This window comes from Mycolicibacterium madagascariense (assembly GCF_010729665.1).
GTDB lineage: Bacteria > Actinomycetota > Actinomycetes > Mycobacteriales > Mycobacteriaceae > Mycobacterium > Mycobacterium madagascariense.
The window spans coordinates 639027-653941 of the sequence record NZ_AP022610.1; the positions used below are offsets into that span (position 1 = coordinate 639027).

Consider the following 14915-nt stretch of genomic DNA (forward strand, 5'->3'; position numbering starts at 1 on the left):
TTCGTCCTTTCACCGCGCCGCTGCACCGTGCAGAGGCGCCGAGCGGTCAATCGGTCGTGCATCCCGGGGTGCGTGGGCATCGTCCATCGGACATCGCTGGTGTCCCTTCGCGTGCGATGACGTGGTCACTGCGACGCGACGCGCCGACCCGTCGCCAGCACACCTCGGCGCTCGACGACGGGAACGCGACGCCGAGGGCGGCCAGCGCATGGCGCTGGAACTGCTGGGCCGCGAAACTCGGCCTGAGTTCGACGGCGCCGCAATCGCGCACGAAGCTCGATGCGACGTGTTCGCCCCACACCAGCACGTCGGCAGTGCGGTCGGCCAGGTGGGCGGCCACGGTGTCGCGAACGTTCGAGTCGCTGGACAGCAATTCACCGGCGACGGCGATGATGCGTCCGGCTGCCGGCGTCGAGGACGCGGTCAGGGTTGCGGGAGCGGCTCCCAGGATCGCCAGGGCCGCGCCCGCGTCGGCAGCGTCGTCCCTCGCGCACACGGCGACGTCCCATCCGGACATCGCCCGGTCGCAGATCGTCCCGCCCACCGCCTGTACCGCGTGGGCGACCGTCGGCGCGATCACGTCGAACCGATACCGGTACACCTCATCCACCGGGTGCGCGGGCGGCGTCGACATCGCGAGGGTGCGGGCTAGGCGGCGGCGTCCATCGGGCTTGACGTGGTGTATGGCCACACTGAACACCTCTCGTCGACGAGTGCTCGGCCCGACTATACCCATTAAATAAACCGCTTGATTTAATATTGGCAGCGAAAGTTGCCCCGGACTTCATCCGCGCACGCCTAGTGTCTGCCCATGGGTGCGCCCGAGTCGGACGCGGTCGAGTTGACCGACGTCGTGATCGACGATTACGTCCACCACCGGTGGTCCGACATCAGCGCACGGTTCGACGACGTGATGCGCGCGCGCCTCACCGACGCGGAGCTCGCCGACGGGTGGGCCTACATCGTGAGCCTGGCCGGCCCGTACGAGAGCCACGGCGACACCACGGTCGTGCGTCGGGGCCACTTCACCGTCACCGACACGCCACTGGTTTTCGAGACCGGTCACTTCGTCGCTCGCGTCACCTTTCGCGACGATCGCACGATTGCCGGACTGTTCATCCTCGATCCCGAGGCAGCCGGCGACGGTCCGCCCGGATGATCGAAGTCGTTGTCTGACAGACTGATTGGTCTAATAGACCAATTGATCGCTCCACTGCCGTTGCGCCGCCAACGTGGCCGCGGCCGAGGGCGCGGCAACGTCGGCATCCCCGATGGCCAGGCTCACCAGGGCCAAGGCGACGGCCGACACCGACAGGGCGTGCCGCGAGGCGACGTCGACCAACTCCTCGAACGCGGCCGTCGGCGGATAGCGACGCCAGCCGATCAGGATGCCCTCGGCCAGGTCCAGACCCCGTCTGCTGCCCGCGAACGCTCGGTCGTGATCTCGCGGTATGCCGCGCACGTCGTGACCCATCGTGTCGTGCTCCTCGTGCTCCTCGTGCTGGCGTGAGTGGTTGATGCGAACCTCCGACGTCCGCGTCAGGGGTGGAGGACGACCTTGGTCCAGCCGACGTCGCGGGCGTCGAAGTGCTGATAGCCCGAGGGCGCCTCGTCGAGCGGAAGTTCGTGGGAGACGATCCACGACGGCTTCGCGCGGCCCTCGTGGATCAGGTCGCGGAGCTGGCGGTTGTAGTGCTTGACGTTCGCCTGCCCGGTGCCGATCTTCTGGCCCTTGAACCAGAACTTGCCCATGTCGAAGGCGATCTTCCCTTCCTTCTCCAGCTTGTCCGGGGCGTTGGGGTCCTGCGGCAGGAAGATGCCGACCACTCCGATGTGGCCGGTGAATCGCACCGAGTCGACGAGTCGATTCATGGTCATCGCCGAGTCCTCGTGTCCCTGCGGGTCGTGGGCTTGATAGCCGACGCATTCGCAGCCCTTGTCGGCCCCCAGTCCGCGGGTCTGTTCGAGCACCTGCTCCACGGGATCGCCCTTGGAGTCGTCGATCGGGATCGCGCCGATCTCCTCGGCGAGGCTCAGACGGTCGGGGTGACGATCGACGATCATCACCTTGCTGGCGCCCTGAAGCATCGCGGAGTACGCGGCCATCAGACCCACGGGGCCGGCGCCGTAGACGACGAGTGAGTCACCGGGTTGCATGTCGGCCAGGCGGGTGCAGTGCCATCCGGTGGGGAAGATGTCCGAGAGCATCACGTAGTCCGCTTCCTTGTCCTGCGCGTCCTCCGGGAGACGCAGACAGTTGAAGTCTCCGAACGGAACTCGCAAGTATTCGGCCTGGCCGCCCCAGAAGGGCCCCATGCCGGCGAACCCGTAGGCGGCGCCGGCCATCTTCGGGTCGGGGTGCGCCGTCAGACAGAACGCCGTCAGGCCCTCTTCGCAGTTGCGGCAGAATCCGCAACCGATGTTGAAGGGCACGCAGACCCGGTCTCCGGGTGACACCTTGACGACCGCGCTGCCCACCTCGGCGACGATGCCCAGATTCTCGTGGCCGAGCACCATGCCCGGCTCCAGGTCCGTGCGGCCCTCATACATGTGCAGGTCCGATCCGCAGATGTTGGTGGTGGTGATCTTCACCAGCACGTCGGTCGGATGCTCGATCTTGGCATCCGGGACGTCTTTGACGACGACGTCACGCGGTCCGTCGTATACGAGTGCCTTCATGTGGAATCGTCCTCACTGTTCGGGGTGTTCTCGAAGGGTGCTTGCGCCCTCGTAGTGTGCGACCTCCGGGGGAGCCGGGGGACCGGGCCGACGAGTCGAATATCTGCGGCGAAGTTCGTCCCGCCAGTACGAGCGGCGAACGGGATTCGCATGCTGACCTGGGTTCGCGGTCGCCCGAATGCGCGAGCGCCGCAGGATGGTTGGCGGCCCTGCTACGCCGGGACCAAATTCCGACCGCACCTTGATGCCAACGTGACCAGGAAATCGATGGCGCCAACGTCGAGCCTTGGGAAGGCAGGCGTCACCCATGACAGCGCAATCGACGGACGAGCCTGCGCTCCGCGTCCGTGAGGAAGGACTACGAACATGGCGAACACGTTGCAGGGCAAGAGGATCGCGATCCTGGCTGCCGACGGCGTCGAACGCGTCGAGTTGGAGACACCCCGCCGGGCCGTGCAGGACGCCGGCGGTCAGACCGAACTGTTGTCCCTACAGACCGGTGAGATTCAGGCGCGCAACGACGACCTCGAGGCGGCGGGCACGTTCACCGTCGACAAGGTGGTGGGCGACGCGTCGGTCGACGACTACGACGCACTGTTGCTCCCCGGTGGGACCGTCAATCCCGACAAGCTGCGCATCGACGGCACCGCCGTCTCCTTCGTGCGGGCCTTCGTGGGCTCGGGCAAGCCGGTGGCGACGATCTGCCACGGCCCGTGGACCCTCGTGGAGGCCGGCGTCGCCACGGGCAGGACGCTGACGTCGTACCCCAGCGTGCGCACCGACCTCCGCAACGCGGGTGCCACCGTCGTCGACGAGGAGGTCGTCATCGACGGGAACCTCATCTCCAGTCGGTCTCCCAAGGACCTACCCGCGTTCTGCACGGCCATCGTCGAGGCCTTCGCGCATTCCCCGGCGGGCGCAGCCCGAGGCTGACGACGACCCAGGACAGCTGCCCAGAAATCACCGGTTCTTAGGAGAAGCATGAAGGCCATGACCTACCGCGGGCCCTACAAGGTCCGCATCGACGAGAAGGACGTTCCAGCGATCGAACATCCCAACGATGCGATCGTCCGGGTGAAGTTGGCCGCGATCTGCGGTTCTGATCTGCACCTCTATCACGGGCTGATGCCCGATACCCGGGTCGGCCACACCTTCGGCCACGAGTTCATCGGGGAGGTCGAGGCGGTGGGCTCCTCCGTGCAGAACCTGTCTCCGGGTGACCGAGTCATGGTGCCGTTCAACGTCTATTGCGGATCGTGCTACTTCTGCGCGCGGGGCCTCTACTCGAACTGCCACAACGTCAATCCCAACGCCACCGCCGTGGGCGGAATCTACGGCTACTCCCATACGTGCGGTGGTTACGACGGTGGCCAAGCCGAGTTCGTCCGGGTGCCCTTCGCCGACGTCGGTCCGTCCGTGATCCCCGACTGGATGGAGGACGAAGACGCCTTGCTGTGCACCGACGCGCTGGCGACGGGGTACTTCGGCGCGCAACTCGGGGACATCGTCGAGGGTGACACGGTCATCGTCTTCGGCGCAGGCCCGGTCGGTCTGTACGCCGCGAAGTGTTCGTGGCTGATGGGCGCTTCCCGCGTCATCGTCGTGGACCACCTGGAGTACCGGTTGGCGATGGCGCGCACCTTCGCCCACGCGGAGACCTACGACTTCGGCGAATACGACGACATCGTGGTCGAGATGAAGAAGGCCACCGACTTCCTCGGCGCCGACGTCGCGATCGACGCGGTGGGTGCCGAAGCGGACGGCAACCTCCTGCAACACGTGACCGCAGCCAAGTTGAAACTGCAGGGCGGATCTCCGGTTGCCTTGAACTGGGCGATCGACTCGGTCCGCAAGGGCGGGACCATCTCGGTGATCGGGGCGTACGGCCCCATGTTCAGCGCGGTGAAGTTCGGCGACGCCATGAACAAGGGCCTCACCATCCACACCAATCAGTGTCCGGTCAAGCGGCAGTGGCCGCGGCTGTGGTCGCACATCGAGAACGGCTATCTCAAGCCGAACGACATCGTGACGCACCGCATCCCGCTCGAGCACATCGCCGAGGGCTACCACATCTTTTCCTCCAAGCTCGACGATGTCATCAAGCCGGTCGTCCTCGTCGGCCAGAACTGAACGCTCCGAAGGAGAAACCACATGACCCACACGTCAGAACACGTGCCCGCGTACACGCAGGACCATCCAGCGGTGCCCGACGGCGACGAACTGCGGAGCCGCATACCGGGCTGGGGCGCCGACCTGGACAAGAAGGACCGGCCGTCGGTCCCCAAGCTCAAATTCCTTGACACGGGCGCCCATTGGGACTTCCCGGAGCGTCAGCCCGAGAAGTCACCACGTGAGCGCTCGGTCGAACATCGCTTCCTCACCCCCGTGTTCGGCACCGCGCAACCGCTCGGAGGTCTCTCGGGTGCCCTGCGAAGAGTGGCGTACAGGTTCAGCGAGGGCCGCGCCGCGCACTGGATGATCCTGCTCTATGCCGACCGCGTCGACGCCGCCGAGAATCATCTCCGCTCGCTGCTGACCAGGCACCCGGACAACCCGTTCACCGAGACCGGGATCAAGGCGGAGTTCACCCATGATGGCCTACGATCGCGATTCGCCAGGAAGCGGTCGGACGTGAAACACGTGTGGCTGGACCCCTTCATCGTCGCCGCGCCGTGGATTCTGCCCGTCTACGTCGTGGTCAGACTGCTCAGGCGCAGGACGTAGAGTCCTGTCGCAACCCCGCCCGAACACGAACTCCCACAACGGGATTCGATCCGGGCGGGGTTTTGGCGATCCTGGGCGGCAGTTCGCCCGGTGGTCTAGGGGGACGCTGGATGCGGCTGACGCTCGGGCGACCGACGACGATCATCGCGGGGGTCGCGCCGTGCTGTCCTGGCCGCGTCGCGCCGAGTTGACGAACCGCGCGGCCAGGACGCGAACCGGCGAATTCATCTCCTGCGAGAGGGTTTTCAGCATCGAGAAGGCGTCGTCGGCGTCGACTCCGAACCGCTCCATGATCATGCCCTTCGCTTGACCGATGACGTCCCGCGTGGCCAGGGCGGCCTTGAACTGACGTTCCTGGCGCTGATTGAGGAACATCATCGAGGCGTGACTGGCGAGTACGGCGCCGACCGCCTCCGATTCCGACCCGAAGGCTCCGGCCCGGAACCCGAAGAGGCTCAGTGTCGCGCCATCGGTCCCGGGGGTGTCGATGGGGCAGGACATGACGCTGTGCACCCCGGCGGTCCTCGCCCGTGGGGCGAACTGGGGCCAGCGCAGGTCGGTCCGCAGGTCGTCGCACCTGATCACCCGCCGGGTGCTGATCGCCTCCAGGCACGGACCGCGCTGAGCGAGCTGCTGCGCGGCGTCGAGTGATGCCGCGATCTCCGACGTCGCGGCCGTCGAACAGAGCACCCCGTTGGCGATCACCGAGATCTTGGCGCAGTCCGCGCCCTGAACCAACTCCACGGACGCGGCGGTGAGGTTGGCGAGGACGTCGGCGATCGCCCTCCCGCTCGCCAATCTCGTGATCACGTCCGCGATCGACGATCGACCCGCTGTCGCCTGCCCCCCGCGGCGTTCGTCGGGCAGTGGACGGCGGAACCGCCCGCCGTTCGTGGTGTGGTCTGCTGCGACCTTCGCTGTATCCATGTGCTACCCCGCGATGTACTCGTAGCTGAATAAGACTGCGTGTTGACTATGCCAACGGAATGCGAACCCATCGTGGACCCGGCAGATCAATAATTGGCCGACGCTATGGGCCTCCCGGTGTCATGAGCGCCTACACCCGCAGCGGGATGTCGTCCAGTCGCCAACCATGACGTGTCGCTGACATCGCGCCGCGCCGCGTCGCCCACCAGCCGGGGATGGGTCGACAATGGGTGCGTAGAGCCATCGCTGCCAGCAGCCCGCTGGGTTGGCCGACACCGTGGAGAGGGCAGTGGGTGGCTGCACCGCTCACTGCGAAGCAGTCGGCCGGCACCGTGAAGAGAGGGCACGGAACACGGTGAACGTGGAAGATCAAGTGCCCGTTGATCATCGGAGCGGGACCGGGTCCTCCGAATGGGCGCCGTTGATGGACACCTCGGACGCCGACGAAGCGGCCGCGGTGCTGCGGCCAGTGTTCTTCCCCCTCGACATCACCCCCGGCGGTGGCGAGACCCTGCGCATCCGGGTGAAGGCAGAGCCGTTGCCGCTGCTCGGTGTCGGATACCTCGAGATGGGTGGCGAGGCGGTCATTCGGGCCATGGACGTCGTGGGGCACCACATCGCCATCGCACTGTCGGGTCACGCCACCATCACGTGGAGCGATCGGCACGCCGGCACCGTCATCGCGCCGGGGGCGGCGACCGTGTTCACCGCCGGAACGATCAGTGAGACGACGTGCTCGCAGGATTGCGTGCTGCTCGGCATCAAGTTCGACGAAGGCGCCACGCTCCACGAGTTGGAGAGCTTGCTGAACCGGCCGCTTCGCGCGCCGATCGAGTTTCCCCGGCAACTGGACCTCACGGCTCCCGCCGCGGTGAACTGGCTGAGCCTGGTGAGGGTCATGTGTCAGGAAGCCGGACGGGCCGACGGGATGCTCCGACACCACCTCGCGGTCGCCAATCTGCAGCAGCTGCTCATCGAGGGCCTGCTGCTCACCCAGCCGCACAACTACACCGACGAACTCCACGACGGGGGGCCGTCCGCGTCCCACGCGGTCGTCAAGAGTGCCATCGACTTGATGCGCAGCTATCCAGAGTCAGCCTGGACGACGCCGCGGCTCGCGCGGGAGCTCGGCGTGAGTTCGAGGGCACTGCAAAAGGCGTTCGCCAAGTCGGGAGAGTCGCCGCCCATGGCGTATCTGCGGCACTTGCGGCTGCACCGCGTCCGCGGCGAACTCGTCGATGCGTCACGGGCGGGCACCTCGGTCGCCGTCACCGCGGCGGCCAGCCGGTGGGGCTTCGTCCATCTTGGGCGGTTCGCCCAGCAATATCGTCAGGCGTTCGGGGAGTCCCCGTCGCAGACGTTGCGCAGTTCCGACAGGGACCGGTGATCGACGGTCTCGTCGATGACGGAGAAGATCTCGAACCGCTCGATCACGTCCGCAGCAGCCAGGGATTCCACGACCGGACCGGCCGACGGCGCGATGAGGCTCAGCGCGATGTCGGACTCGCCGGCGATCGCGGACGCGGCGCTCAACGCGTGCACGGCAGCGCCGTCGGTGGACGTCACGTCCGATAGCTCGACCACCAGCTGCATCGGAGACCGTCCCAGTTCGTCGCTGAGCACGCGATGAAGGTCCGAGGACGTGTCACCGCCGAGGTGGCCGGATGCTCGGACCACGCTCACCCCACTGCGAAGCCGGTGCACCGAGCAGGTGAATCCGTCTCGTTCACCGTCCAACTCGCCCCCTGACCGCCACGACGTCCACACGCTACGAAGGCAAGTCAAGCAGGACGATTGTGCGCTTCCTATCCACGCAGCGTCCCGGCAATGTCCGATTACCGACGCGCGGAGGCGACAGCGCCGGCTCGACCGGGCGGCGCGTACCCAGGTTTCGATTGCGCGAAAGTGGGTACCGCTCTCTCCGAACGGGTGGTTGGGCGGTCCAGAACTCTGCCGTCGGCCTCTTGTTCACCGCCCCCCGGAAGGAGGTGCGCTAGGCCGCCTCATTCCTTGCTCGGCAACCCTGCACGACCAAGGGAAGCTGCCCAGGCACCGCGGTGGAGCGGGCTCGCACACGACATGAACGCCGATTCGACGATCGCCGACGATTCTGGCGCGGGCGACGCCACGGGAAACCTGGTCGAGCTGGCCCGCATCAGCTTCTCGTCGTTGGACCCGACCGAGATCTTCTCGACCGCGACCCACGGCGTGGGCGCCCTCAGCACGTGCCGCGTCGAAGCGGCCTATCGCTCGGTCGACGGCGACATGGCGCTGTACCCCGCCGAGCAAGACGTTGCGCCGGAGCTGGAGACGGTCCTGCGCGCGGCCGACTGGCAGGGCGGTTACGTTCCGCCGCAGGGCGGTTGGGGGTGGGTTCTGCAGCTGTCCCATCAGGGTGTGGTGCACGGTTGTCTGGCGGTCAGGGCCGCCGCCGAACCATCGCGCGACGAGCTGTTGACGTTGGACCTGCTCGCGCAGCAGGCCGGTGCCGCGCTGGCGTGCGCTCACCTGCACCAGCGTGACGTCGTACGCGCCCATCGGCTGGAGGCGTCCAATCGTGAACTGATCGATGCCGTGCAATCCCTCGAATCGCGCTCGCGCGTCTACGAGCTGCTGGACTCGGCGTTGGCGGAGGGTGCGGGACAGGAGGGCATCGTCGAGGCCCTGCATCGGCTGACCGGATGTGCCGCGTGCCTGGAGGACGCGTTCGGCAACCTCCTCGCCTGGGCCGGTCCCGGACGTCCCCTTCGTCACCAGAAGCCCGGTCGCGCGCAGCGCGATCAGTTCCTGCGCCTGTTGTCCACCCAGGGGGGACCGGTGCGGCGGGAGGGCCGGGTCTGTGTGCTGATCCAGCCGCACGTCGACATCCTCGGCGTGCTCGCGCTCGTCGGCGCCGACGACGAGATCGGGGAGGAGGAGTTGTTCGCCCTCCGGTACGGCAGCAGCGTGCTCGGACTCGAACTCTCCCACCGGCGCACTCTTGCCGAAACCGAACTCAACGTGCGTCGCGAGCTGGTCGACGACCTCTTGGCCGGCACCGATGCGGACGGAGCCTATGCCCGTGCCGAAGCGCTGGGTCACGACCTGCGCCGACCGCACCACGTCGCGGTCGTCCACGTGATCCGGGGTGCCGGCAACTCCGACGCCGCCGCCATCGATCGGGCCGCGACCAACCTGCGATTGCGGTATCTGCTGGGGCGGCAGGACGGGCTCGTCGTTCTCCTCCTCGAGGGGCGACCGTCACTGGACGCACTGCACCAGGAGGTCTGTCGGCAGCTGGGGCACGGGTCGCACGCCATCGGCCTGGGGCCGCGCTGCGACGTGCCGATGGACATCCCGCAATCCTTCTCGAAGGCTCGCCGCGCGTTGAGCATCCGGCTCAACTCGGCCCACCCCGAGGGGCACGCCGACTACGACGAGTTGGGTTTCTATCACCTGGTGGACGCGGCGCACACCATGGGCGTGGCCCATGACTACGTCCGCAAGTGGCTAGGGGTGCTCCTCGACTACGACGTCGCGAAGAGGTCCGACCTGGTGCACACCCTGAACTACTACCTGGAATGCGGCGGGAACTACGACGAGTCCGCCGCCGCGCTCCACGTGCACCGCAGCACGTTGCGGTATCGGCTCGGTCGCATCGCGGACCTGACGGGTTTCGACCTGCGGGACGTCGACACCCGGTTCAACCTGCACGCCGCCACCCGGGCGTGGCGGTTCCTCACCCCGGAACCCTGAGCGAGCGTTGCCCTTTCGGCGATGAGCCGACCGGCGACGTGCGTCTTGGTCTGCAACGTCAGTCGCCCGATTCGCGCGCGGCCTCACTGCGCGCCTCGGCGCCACTCTCCATGGTCTCGGCGTCGTACTGCGGGTTGGTGCGCCCGACGTAGCTGCCGTCCTCGTCGCCGGTGTTGTCCCGTGCGCCGGCGACATGGGGGTCCGGCGTGATGTCGGACTCGGCCTTCTCCTCGCGGGCGGCGTGTTCGTCGGTCACCTTGTCGACGAGGTCTTGCGCCTTCTCCTTGGCGTCTTCGAACAGTGACATTGCGGTCCTTCCGTCGTCGGGTGGTCGTCGTGCACGCGTCGCGCGGCATGGCCTCGACGGCTGTGTTCACGTACCCCTGGCACGGGTGGGCAAACGCTTCTGCGAGGTGACCTACCCCTCGTCCGTCTCGGGCCGGCGCGAGACCGCCGAGCGAGGTGGCTTCGCGCGCATGTGATCTCGGATGCGGCCCGTGATGTCGTCGAAGGTGTCGACGTCCTGATCCGACAGGGGCTCGTAGAGCATTTCGCGGACGACGTCGACGTGACCGGGCAGGACCTCGGCGAGTCGGGCGCGACCCGCGTCGGTGATGTCGACGACCGTCGCGCGATGGTCGGCTGGGCTGGGCCGGCGGACGATGAGTGCGGCCTTCTCCAGCAGTGCGGCCTGGTGGGTGAGGCCGCTGCGGCTGTAGACCACCCCGTCGGCCAGGTCGGTCATCGTGAGCGGCCGCGTGGCGTCGGCGAGCGTGGCGAGGATGTCGAACTGTACGTAGCTCAGATCGCCGTCGGCCCGCAGTTGCTGCTGCACGGCGAACTGAAGCAAGTTGGCCGCTTCAGTCAGGGCGAAGTATGCGCGCAGTTGCGCCGGGTTGAGCGGTGACGTCACAGGTCAAGCATACTGCTTCGACATCGAAGCGAGAAGATCGTCGTGACGTCGATGTGCGTCGCCCGGGCGCAGGGATCGCTCCGCGCTCCGCGCCGCGGCCGGTCCTCGAGCGGCCGGATGATAGGCCAGGTCTGACGGATAATGGCCAAGTCGTCCGACTTCGCTGGGACCCGCGCGGCGACGCCACTGCGATGGGAGACTCGTCTCGTTCCAGTCACACGCGCCGCTCCAGACCCCGGGCGGCGCTTTGCCACGTCGCCGAGAGGGTCACTCGTGCACGAACGACGGCACCTGCCACCACCCACCAGCGCCGAGGGCTACCTTCGGCAGTTGCCCGCGCTCGCGCTCCTCGACCGGCTTCCCACACCCATGCTGGGAGTGGAACTCGACGGCGGCATCGCCTACGCCAACCCGTCGTGTGCCGGCATGCTGGGCTACGGAGACACGGCGACGTTGAGCCGATCCCGGCTGCCGCATCTGCTGGCCGGGTCGGAGGGCCGGGCCCCCGCCGACTGCGTGGAAACGCTGCGACGCTCGGCCTCGGCCGTCGTGCAGTGGAATCACCTGGAGGGCTACGTCATCCGCGGAATGGTCTCGTCGCCGATGCTGCTGCGGAAGGGCGACACCCTGCTCCTGATCGGAATCGTCGACGTCACCGACTGGCTGTGGGAGACCGAATACGCGCACTCGGGCTAATGGTGCAGCCGCGGTGACCGAGTTCGCCTCGGCGCGCCCGTACGCTACTCGGGTGAGCTCGGCGAACACCCGCCGCGAGCCGATTCGCCTGGGCGCGGACCAGCTCGCGGCCCTGGCGGCGGTCATCGAGGACGGCAGCTTCGAAGCCGCCGCCGAGCGGCTGCATGTGACGCCATCGGCAGTGAGCCAACGGATCAAGGCCCTCGAGCAGCGGGTCGGTCAGGTCCTCGTCGTCCGCGAAAAGCCCTGTCGCACAACCCCTGCGGGTGTACCGCTGCTGCGGCTGGCCGCCCAGACGGCCCTGCTGGAGTCCGAGGCGCTCGCGGAGTCGGGGGGCGGGTCGGCCCAGCGCACCCGGGTCGCCATCGCGGTCAACGCCGACTCGATGGCGACCTGGTTCACCGCGGTGCTCGCCCGGCTTCCCGACGTCCTGTTCGACATCCGCATCGAGGATCAGGACCACTCTGCCCGCCTGCTACGCGAGGGTGCGGTGATGGCCGCGGTGACCACGGAGCGCACTGCGGTGTCGGGTTGCCGGGCCCAACCGCTCGGCGTGATGCGCTACGTCGCGGTGGCGGCACCCGCATTCGTCGAGCGGTATCTGGCCGACGGTTTCACGGCCGCCGCCGCCGCGGCGGCGCCCTCACTGGCGTGGAATCGCGAGGACGCACTGCAGGACATGTTGGTGCGCAAGCTGTTTCGGCGGACCATCGCCCGGCCCGTGCACTACGTGCCGACGTCGGAGGGGTTCGGCGCCGCGGTGCGGGCCGGCCTGGGGTGGGGCATGTTCCCGGAGCGCTCGGCGGCACCGGACCTGGCCGACGGCTCGTTCGTCCGGATCGCCGACGTGCACCTGTCGGTACCGCTCTACTGGCAGTGCTGGAAGCTCGACAGCCCGGTGGTCGACGCCGTCACGGCAGCGGTGCGCGCCGCGGCGACGACCTGAGTCACTCGCCCTTGAGGCTGCCGATCCGCAGCGAGCCGTCCTGCGGGGGCTGCGGCGTCGGGGTGGTCTCGGCCTCGTCGACGTAGCGCTGCGGATCGCGGTCGGCGATCGTCAGGCCCTCGGTGGTGGGGTGGGCGGCCATGAACTCGCCGTACTGCGTGCCCAGCGACTCGAGGAGTTCGGTCGGTGCGTGGCGACGGAAGTCGGACAAGCCTTCGCGCTCCTCTTCGCCCATGTGCTCGTCGTTGGCCTCGCGGGCCCGGCCCACCGCGGCCCACCACTCGTCGGAACCGATGTCGGCGGCGTCGGCATCGCGGACGCCGTCACGGATGTCGTTGTGGTCGCCGATCGCGTCGAGCGTCTCCGCCTCGGGGTCGTCGACGCCGCGTTTGAGCAGCTGCGGGTAGAAGATCTCTTCCTCGATGTAGGCGTGCACGTCGAGCTTGTCGGCCAGCGGCCGCCACACCCGTTCGAGCTCCGACGGTTCGACCGAGGCGCGCGCCTGCAGGTAGTCCAGTTGAGCGAACTGCTCGCGAAACCAGTTGTGGTCCTTGAGGATCAGTGCGGTGATGTCGGCCATGGAGGAGCCGCGCCTACGCGGCGACCGCGGCCGGCGCGCTGGGCCCGGACAGCTCGACGTACACGTTCCCGCACGGCTGGCAGGACACCTCGTAGCGCAGGATGCCGCCCGGCGTCTCGTGGAAGCAGTAGTCCGTCAGGGCCATGCACCGTGGGCATCGTGCCGTGCCTCGCTCGACGACGTTCATGGCCTGCCCCTTCCACCGGTGGCGGTCTCCTGCCGCCCATGCAGCGGTAGTTACCCGGTGCCGGGGCTGGTCAATCCGCGACGGATCGGGATTCTCGGGCCGGCAGTTCGAACGGGCCGCAGGCCGACCAGGTGTAGGGCTGCTCCTCGGTGGCCGAGCCGCCGAGCATGAACGAACGGTCCGTGCGCCGTGCCCGCGCGATCGCCGCCAGCCAGGTGGCCACCGTGCTGATCCGGTTCTGCACGCCGGTGAGGAACGTGATGTGGATGAGACCCCAAGCGAGCCAACCCAGGAACCCCGCCAGCTTGACCGGGCCCGCCTGCAGCAGGGCGTGCCGGCGGCTGATGTATGCGGCCGAACCGAGGTCGCGGTAGTGATAGTCCGCGCGCTCGCGGCCGGCCAGGTCGCGACGTATGCACGACGCCGCGTGCAGGCCGCCCTGCATGGCGTTCTCGGCGACACCCGGCAGGTTGTCGCGGCCGACGAGGTCGCCGATGACGAACACCTCGGGATGGCCCGGCACCGAGAGGTCGGCGTCGACGGCGATGCGGCCCGAATGGTCCGTGCTGGCGCCGAGCACCTCGGCGACGCGGCGCGCGAACGGCACGGCCTCCACCCCGGCAGTCCACAGCACGGTGCGCGTCGCGTACTCCTCGCTCGGTCCACCGCCCTTGGGGCTGACGGTGATTCCGTGGGCGCGCACGTCGGTCACGTGGGCGCCCAGGTGCAGTTCGACGCCGAGCCGCTGCAGCGTGGTGGCGGCCTTGGCCGACAGCGCGGGGGCGAAGCTCGACAGCACGCTGTGGCCGCCGTCGAAGAGCAGCACCCTGGCTTCCTCGGGCTGGATGCTGTGGAATTCGTGCGCCAGCGCGTTGGTGGCCATCTCGCGAATCTGCCCGGCCAGCTCCACCCCGGTCGGTCCGCCGCCGGTGACGGCGAAGGTCAGCCACGCGTCGCGCTCGGGGCCGGGGGCCAGCGTCTCGGCGATCTCGAACGCCGCGAAGAGGCGCCGCCGGATGCTGAGCGCGTCGTCGAGGGTCTTCATGCCCGGCGCCCACTTCGCGAATTCCTCGTGGCCGAAGTAGGACTGACGCATGCCCGCGGCGAGCACCAGGGCGTCGTAGTCGAGGGTGAAGGTGGTGTCGTCGGGACGACGGGCCGTCACGCGCCGGGCGACCGGATCGAGGTCGACGGCCTCCCCGAGCAGGGTCGTGACGTTGCGGTGGCGGGCCAGCTCCTCGCGCAGCGAGCGACTGATCTGTCCGATGCTGAGAGTCCCCGTGGCGCACTGGTAGAGCAGCGGCTGGAAGACGTGGCTCGCCGCGCGGTCGAGCAGGATGACGTCGACGTCGGCCCCCCCAAGGCGGCGCGCGCAGAACAGCCCGCCGAATCCACCCCCGATGACCACCACCTGTTTGCGACCGTTGCTCATCGTCCCGAGGTTAATCGCGTTTACTGGGTGCCCGGGGCGGGGATGGCAACGCCATGCTCCTCGGATGGCACGGCAGGCATCGAATGCTCACGGTGG

At 68.1% G+C, this 14915-nt stretch carries 18 protein-coding genes; 8 read left to right on the forward strand and 10 right to left on the reverse strand.

All coding sequences use genetic code 11. The annotated features are described in order from the left end of the window. Window positions 1-46 precede the first annotated feature (46 nt). Window positions 47-691 (reverse strand): hypothetical protein, encoded by a 645-nt coding sequence (locus tag G6N60_RS02915; RefSeq protein ID WP_163732311.1) that lies wholly within the window; start codon window positions 689-691, stop codon window positions 47-49. Between the two features lie 120 nt (window positions 692-811). On the opposite strand from G6N60_RS02915, the gene G6N60_RS02920 reads away from it, so the two are divergent. After that, entirely contained in the window at window positions 812-1159 is a 348-nt protein-coding gene (locus G6N60_RS02920; protein ID WP_163732315.1) for a DUF3887 domain-containing protein, read from the forward strand. 30 nt (window positions 1160-1189) lie between these two features. Here the strand turns inward: G6N60_RS02920 and G6N60_RS02925 are convergent, their stop codons facing one another. Both G6N60_RS02925 and G6N60_RS02930 read right to left on the reverse strand, forming a co-directional pair. Further along, complete coding sequence (locus G6N60_RS02925) at window positions 1190-1474, reverse strand: ANTAR domain-containing protein (RefSeq protein ID WP_163732319.1); 285 nt, start codon at window positions 1472-1474, stop codon at window positions 1190-1192. A 65-nt stretch (window positions 1475-1539) separates the two neighbouring features. Further along, window positions 1540-2679 (reverse strand): glutathione-independent formaldehyde dehydrogenase, encoded by a 1140-nt coding sequence (locus tag G6N60_RS02930; RefSeq protein WP_163732322.1) that lies wholly within the window; start codon window positions 2677-2679, stop codon window positions 1540-1542. Between the two features lie 366 nt (window positions 2680-3045). On the opposite strand from G6N60_RS02930, the gene G6N60_RS02935 reads away from it, so the two are divergent. From G6N60_RS02935 to G6N60_RS02945, 3 genes are read left to right on the forward strand one after another with little or no spacing between them, the layout of a single operon-like run. Continuing rightward, window positions 3046-3612 carry a type 1 glutamine amidotransferase domain-containing protein gene (locus G6N60_RS02935; protein ID WP_163732325.1) on the forward strand — a complete coding sequence of 189 codons (567 nt, stop codon included), beginning with the start codon at window positions 3046-3048 and terminating at the stop codon, window positions 3610-3612. Window positions 3613-3660: 48 nt separating this feature from the next. Then, window positions 3661-4809: a zinc-dependent alcohol dehydrogenase gene (locus G6N60_RS02940; RefSeq protein ID WP_163732328.1), complete on the forward strand. Its 1149-nt coding sequence runs from the start codon at window positions 3661-3663 to the stop codon at window positions 4807-4809. 21 nt (window positions 4810-4830) lie between these two features. Next, the gene (locus G6N60_RS02945; RefSeq protein ID WP_170312541.1) at window positions 4831-5403 is read left to right on the forward strand and encodes a hypothetical protein; all 573 of its coding nucleotides are present in this window, start codon (window positions 4831-4833) and stop codon (window positions 5401-5403) included. A gap of 141 nt (window positions 5404-5544) precedes the next feature. On the opposite strand, the gene G6N60_RS02950 is transcribed toward G6N60_RS02945, so the two are convergent. Then, a complete protein-coding gene (locus G6N60_RS02950) occupies window positions 5545-6213 on the reverse strand; it encodes a GAF and ANTAR domain-containing protein (RefSeq protein WP_163732333.1) in 669 nt (222 codons plus the stop codon). 541 nt (window positions 6214-6754) lie between these two features. On the opposite strand from G6N60_RS02950, the gene G6N60_RS02955 reads away from it, so the two are divergent. Next, window positions 6755-7717 (forward strand): AraC family transcriptional regulator, encoded by a 963-nt coding sequence (locus G6N60_RS02955; RefSeq protein WP_163732337.1) that lies wholly within the window; start codon window positions 6755-6757, stop codon window positions 7715-7717. Here G6N60_RS02955 and G6N60_RS02960 read toward each other — a convergent pair. Further along, window positions 7660-8097, reverse strand: coding sequence for an STAS domain-containing protein (locus G6N60_RS02960; RefSeq protein ID WP_407665219.1), 438 nt, complete (start codon window positions 8095-8097; stop codon window positions 7660-7662). The genes G6N60_RS02955 and G6N60_RS02960 overlap by 58 nt on opposite strands. A 312-nt stretch (window positions 8098-8409) precedes the next feature. Between G6N60_RS02960 and G6N60_RS02965 the strand changes: the two genes are divergently transcribed. Then, window positions 8410-10065 (forward strand): PucR family transcriptional regulator, encoded by a 1656-nt coding sequence (locus G6N60_RS02965; protein ID WP_163732343.1) that lies wholly within the window; start codon window positions 8410-8412, stop codon window positions 10063-10065. A 58-nt stretch (window positions 10066-10123) separates the two neighbouring features. Here the strand turns inward: G6N60_RS02965 and G6N60_RS02970 are convergent, their stop codons facing one another. Together G6N60_RS02970 and G6N60_RS02975 are read right to left on the reverse strand one after the other, a co-directional pair. Beyond that, window positions 10124-10372: a hypothetical protein gene (locus G6N60_RS02970; protein ID WP_246240249.1), complete on the reverse strand. Its 249-nt coding sequence runs from the start codon at window positions 10370-10372 to the stop codon at window positions 10124-10126. 111 nt (window positions 10373-10483) lie between these two features. Continuing rightward, entirely contained in the window at window positions 10484-10978 is a 495-nt protein-coding gene (locus tag G6N60_RS02975) for a MarR family winged helix-turn-helix transcriptional regulator (protein WP_163732347.1), read from the reverse strand. Window positions 10979-11251: 273 nt separating this feature from the next. On the opposite strand from G6N60_RS02975, the gene G6N60_RS02980 reads away from it, so the two are divergent. Continuing rightward, window positions 11252-11674, forward strand: a complete 423-nt coding sequence (locus G6N60_RS02980; protein WP_163732349.1) for a nitrogen regulation protein NR(II) — start codon at window positions 11252-11254, stop codon at window positions 11672-11674. A gap of 82 nt (window positions 11675-11756) precedes the next feature. Beyond that, window positions 11757-12620 (forward strand): LysR family transcriptional regulator ArgP, encoded by an 864-nt coding sequence (locus tag G6N60_RS02985; protein WP_179969754.1) that lies wholly within the window; start codon window positions 11757-11759, stop codon window positions 12618-12620. A gap of 1 nt (window position 12621) precedes the next feature. Here the strand turns inward: G6N60_RS02985 and G6N60_RS02990 are convergent, their stop codons facing one another. From G6N60_RS02990 to G6N60_RS02995, 3 genes are all read right to left on the reverse strand, one after another. Continuing rightward, on the reverse strand, window positions 12622-13200 hold the full coding sequence (locus G6N60_RS02990) for a hemerythrin domain-containing protein (protein WP_163732355.1): 579 nt from the start codon (window positions 13198-13200) through the stop codon (window positions 12622-12624). A 13-nt stretch (window positions 13201-13213) separates the two neighbouring features. Continuing rightward, window positions 13214-13345 (reverse strand): hypothetical protein, encoded by a 132-nt coding sequence (locus G6N60_RS28830; protein WP_263992106.1) that lies wholly within the window; start codon window positions 13343-13345, stop codon window positions 13214-13216. 112 nt (window positions 13346-13457) lie between these two features. After that, a complete protein-coding gene (locus G6N60_RS02995) occupies window positions 13458-14819 on the reverse strand; it encodes an NAD(P)/FAD-dependent oxidoreductase (protein WP_163732358.1) in 1362 nt (453 codons plus the stop codon). Window positions 14820-14915: the final 96 nt, after the last annotated feature.

What these genes read in the sequence shown, in the direction of transcription:
- G6N60_RS02920 (WP_163732315.1), top strand. Translation starts at nt 812, where the DNA reads ATGGGTGCGCCCGAGTCGGACGCGGTCGAGTTGACCGACGTCGTGATC.
- G6N60_RS02925 (WP_163732319.1), bottom strand. Translation starts at nt 1,474, where the DNA reads ATGGGTCACGACGTGCGCGGCATACCGCGAGATCACGACCGAGCGTTC.
- G6N60_RS02930 (WP_163732322.1), bottom strand. Translation starts at nt 2,679, where the DNA reads ATGAAGGCACTCGTATACGACGGACCGCGTGACGTCGTCGTCAAAGAC.
- G6N60_RS02935 (WP_163732325.1), top strand. Translation starts at nt 3,046, where the DNA reads ATGGCGAACACGTTGCAGGGCAAGAGGATCGCGATCCTGGCTGCCGAC.
- G6N60_RS02940 (WP_163732328.1), top strand. Translation starts at nt 3,661, where the DNA reads ATGAAGGCCATGACCTACCGCGGGCCCTACAAGGTCCGCATCGACGAG.
- G6N60_RS02945 (WP_170312541.1), top strand. Translation starts at nt 4,831, where the DNA reads ATGACCCACACGTCAGAACACGTGCCCGCGTACACGCAGGACCATCCA.
- G6N60_RS02955 (WP_163732337.1), top strand. Translation starts at nt 6,755, where the DNA reads ATGGACACCTCGGACGCCGACGAAGCGGCCGCGGTGCTGCGGCCAGTG.
- G6N60_RS02965 (WP_163732343.1), top strand. Translation starts at nt 8,410, where the DNA reads ATGAACGCCGATTCGACGATCGCCGACGATTCTGGCGCGGGCGACGCC.
- G6N60_RS02970 (WP_246240249.1), bottom strand. Translation starts at nt 10,372, where the DNA reads ATGTCACTGTTCGAAGACGCCAAGGAGAAGGCGCAAGACCTCGTCGAC.
- G6N60_RS02990 (WP_163732355.1), bottom strand. Translation starts at nt 13,200, where the DNA reads ATGGCCGACATCACCGCACTGATCCTCAAGGACCACAACTGGTTTCGC.
- G6N60_RS28830 (WP_263992106.1), bottom strand. Translation starts at nt 13,345, where the DNA reads ATGGCCCTGACGGACTACTGCTTCCACGAGACGCCGGGCGGCATCCTG.
- G6N60_RS02995 (WP_163732358.1), bottom strand. Translation starts at nt 14,819, where the DNA reads ATGAGCAACGGTCGCAAACAGGTGGTGGTCATCGGGGGTGGATTCGGC.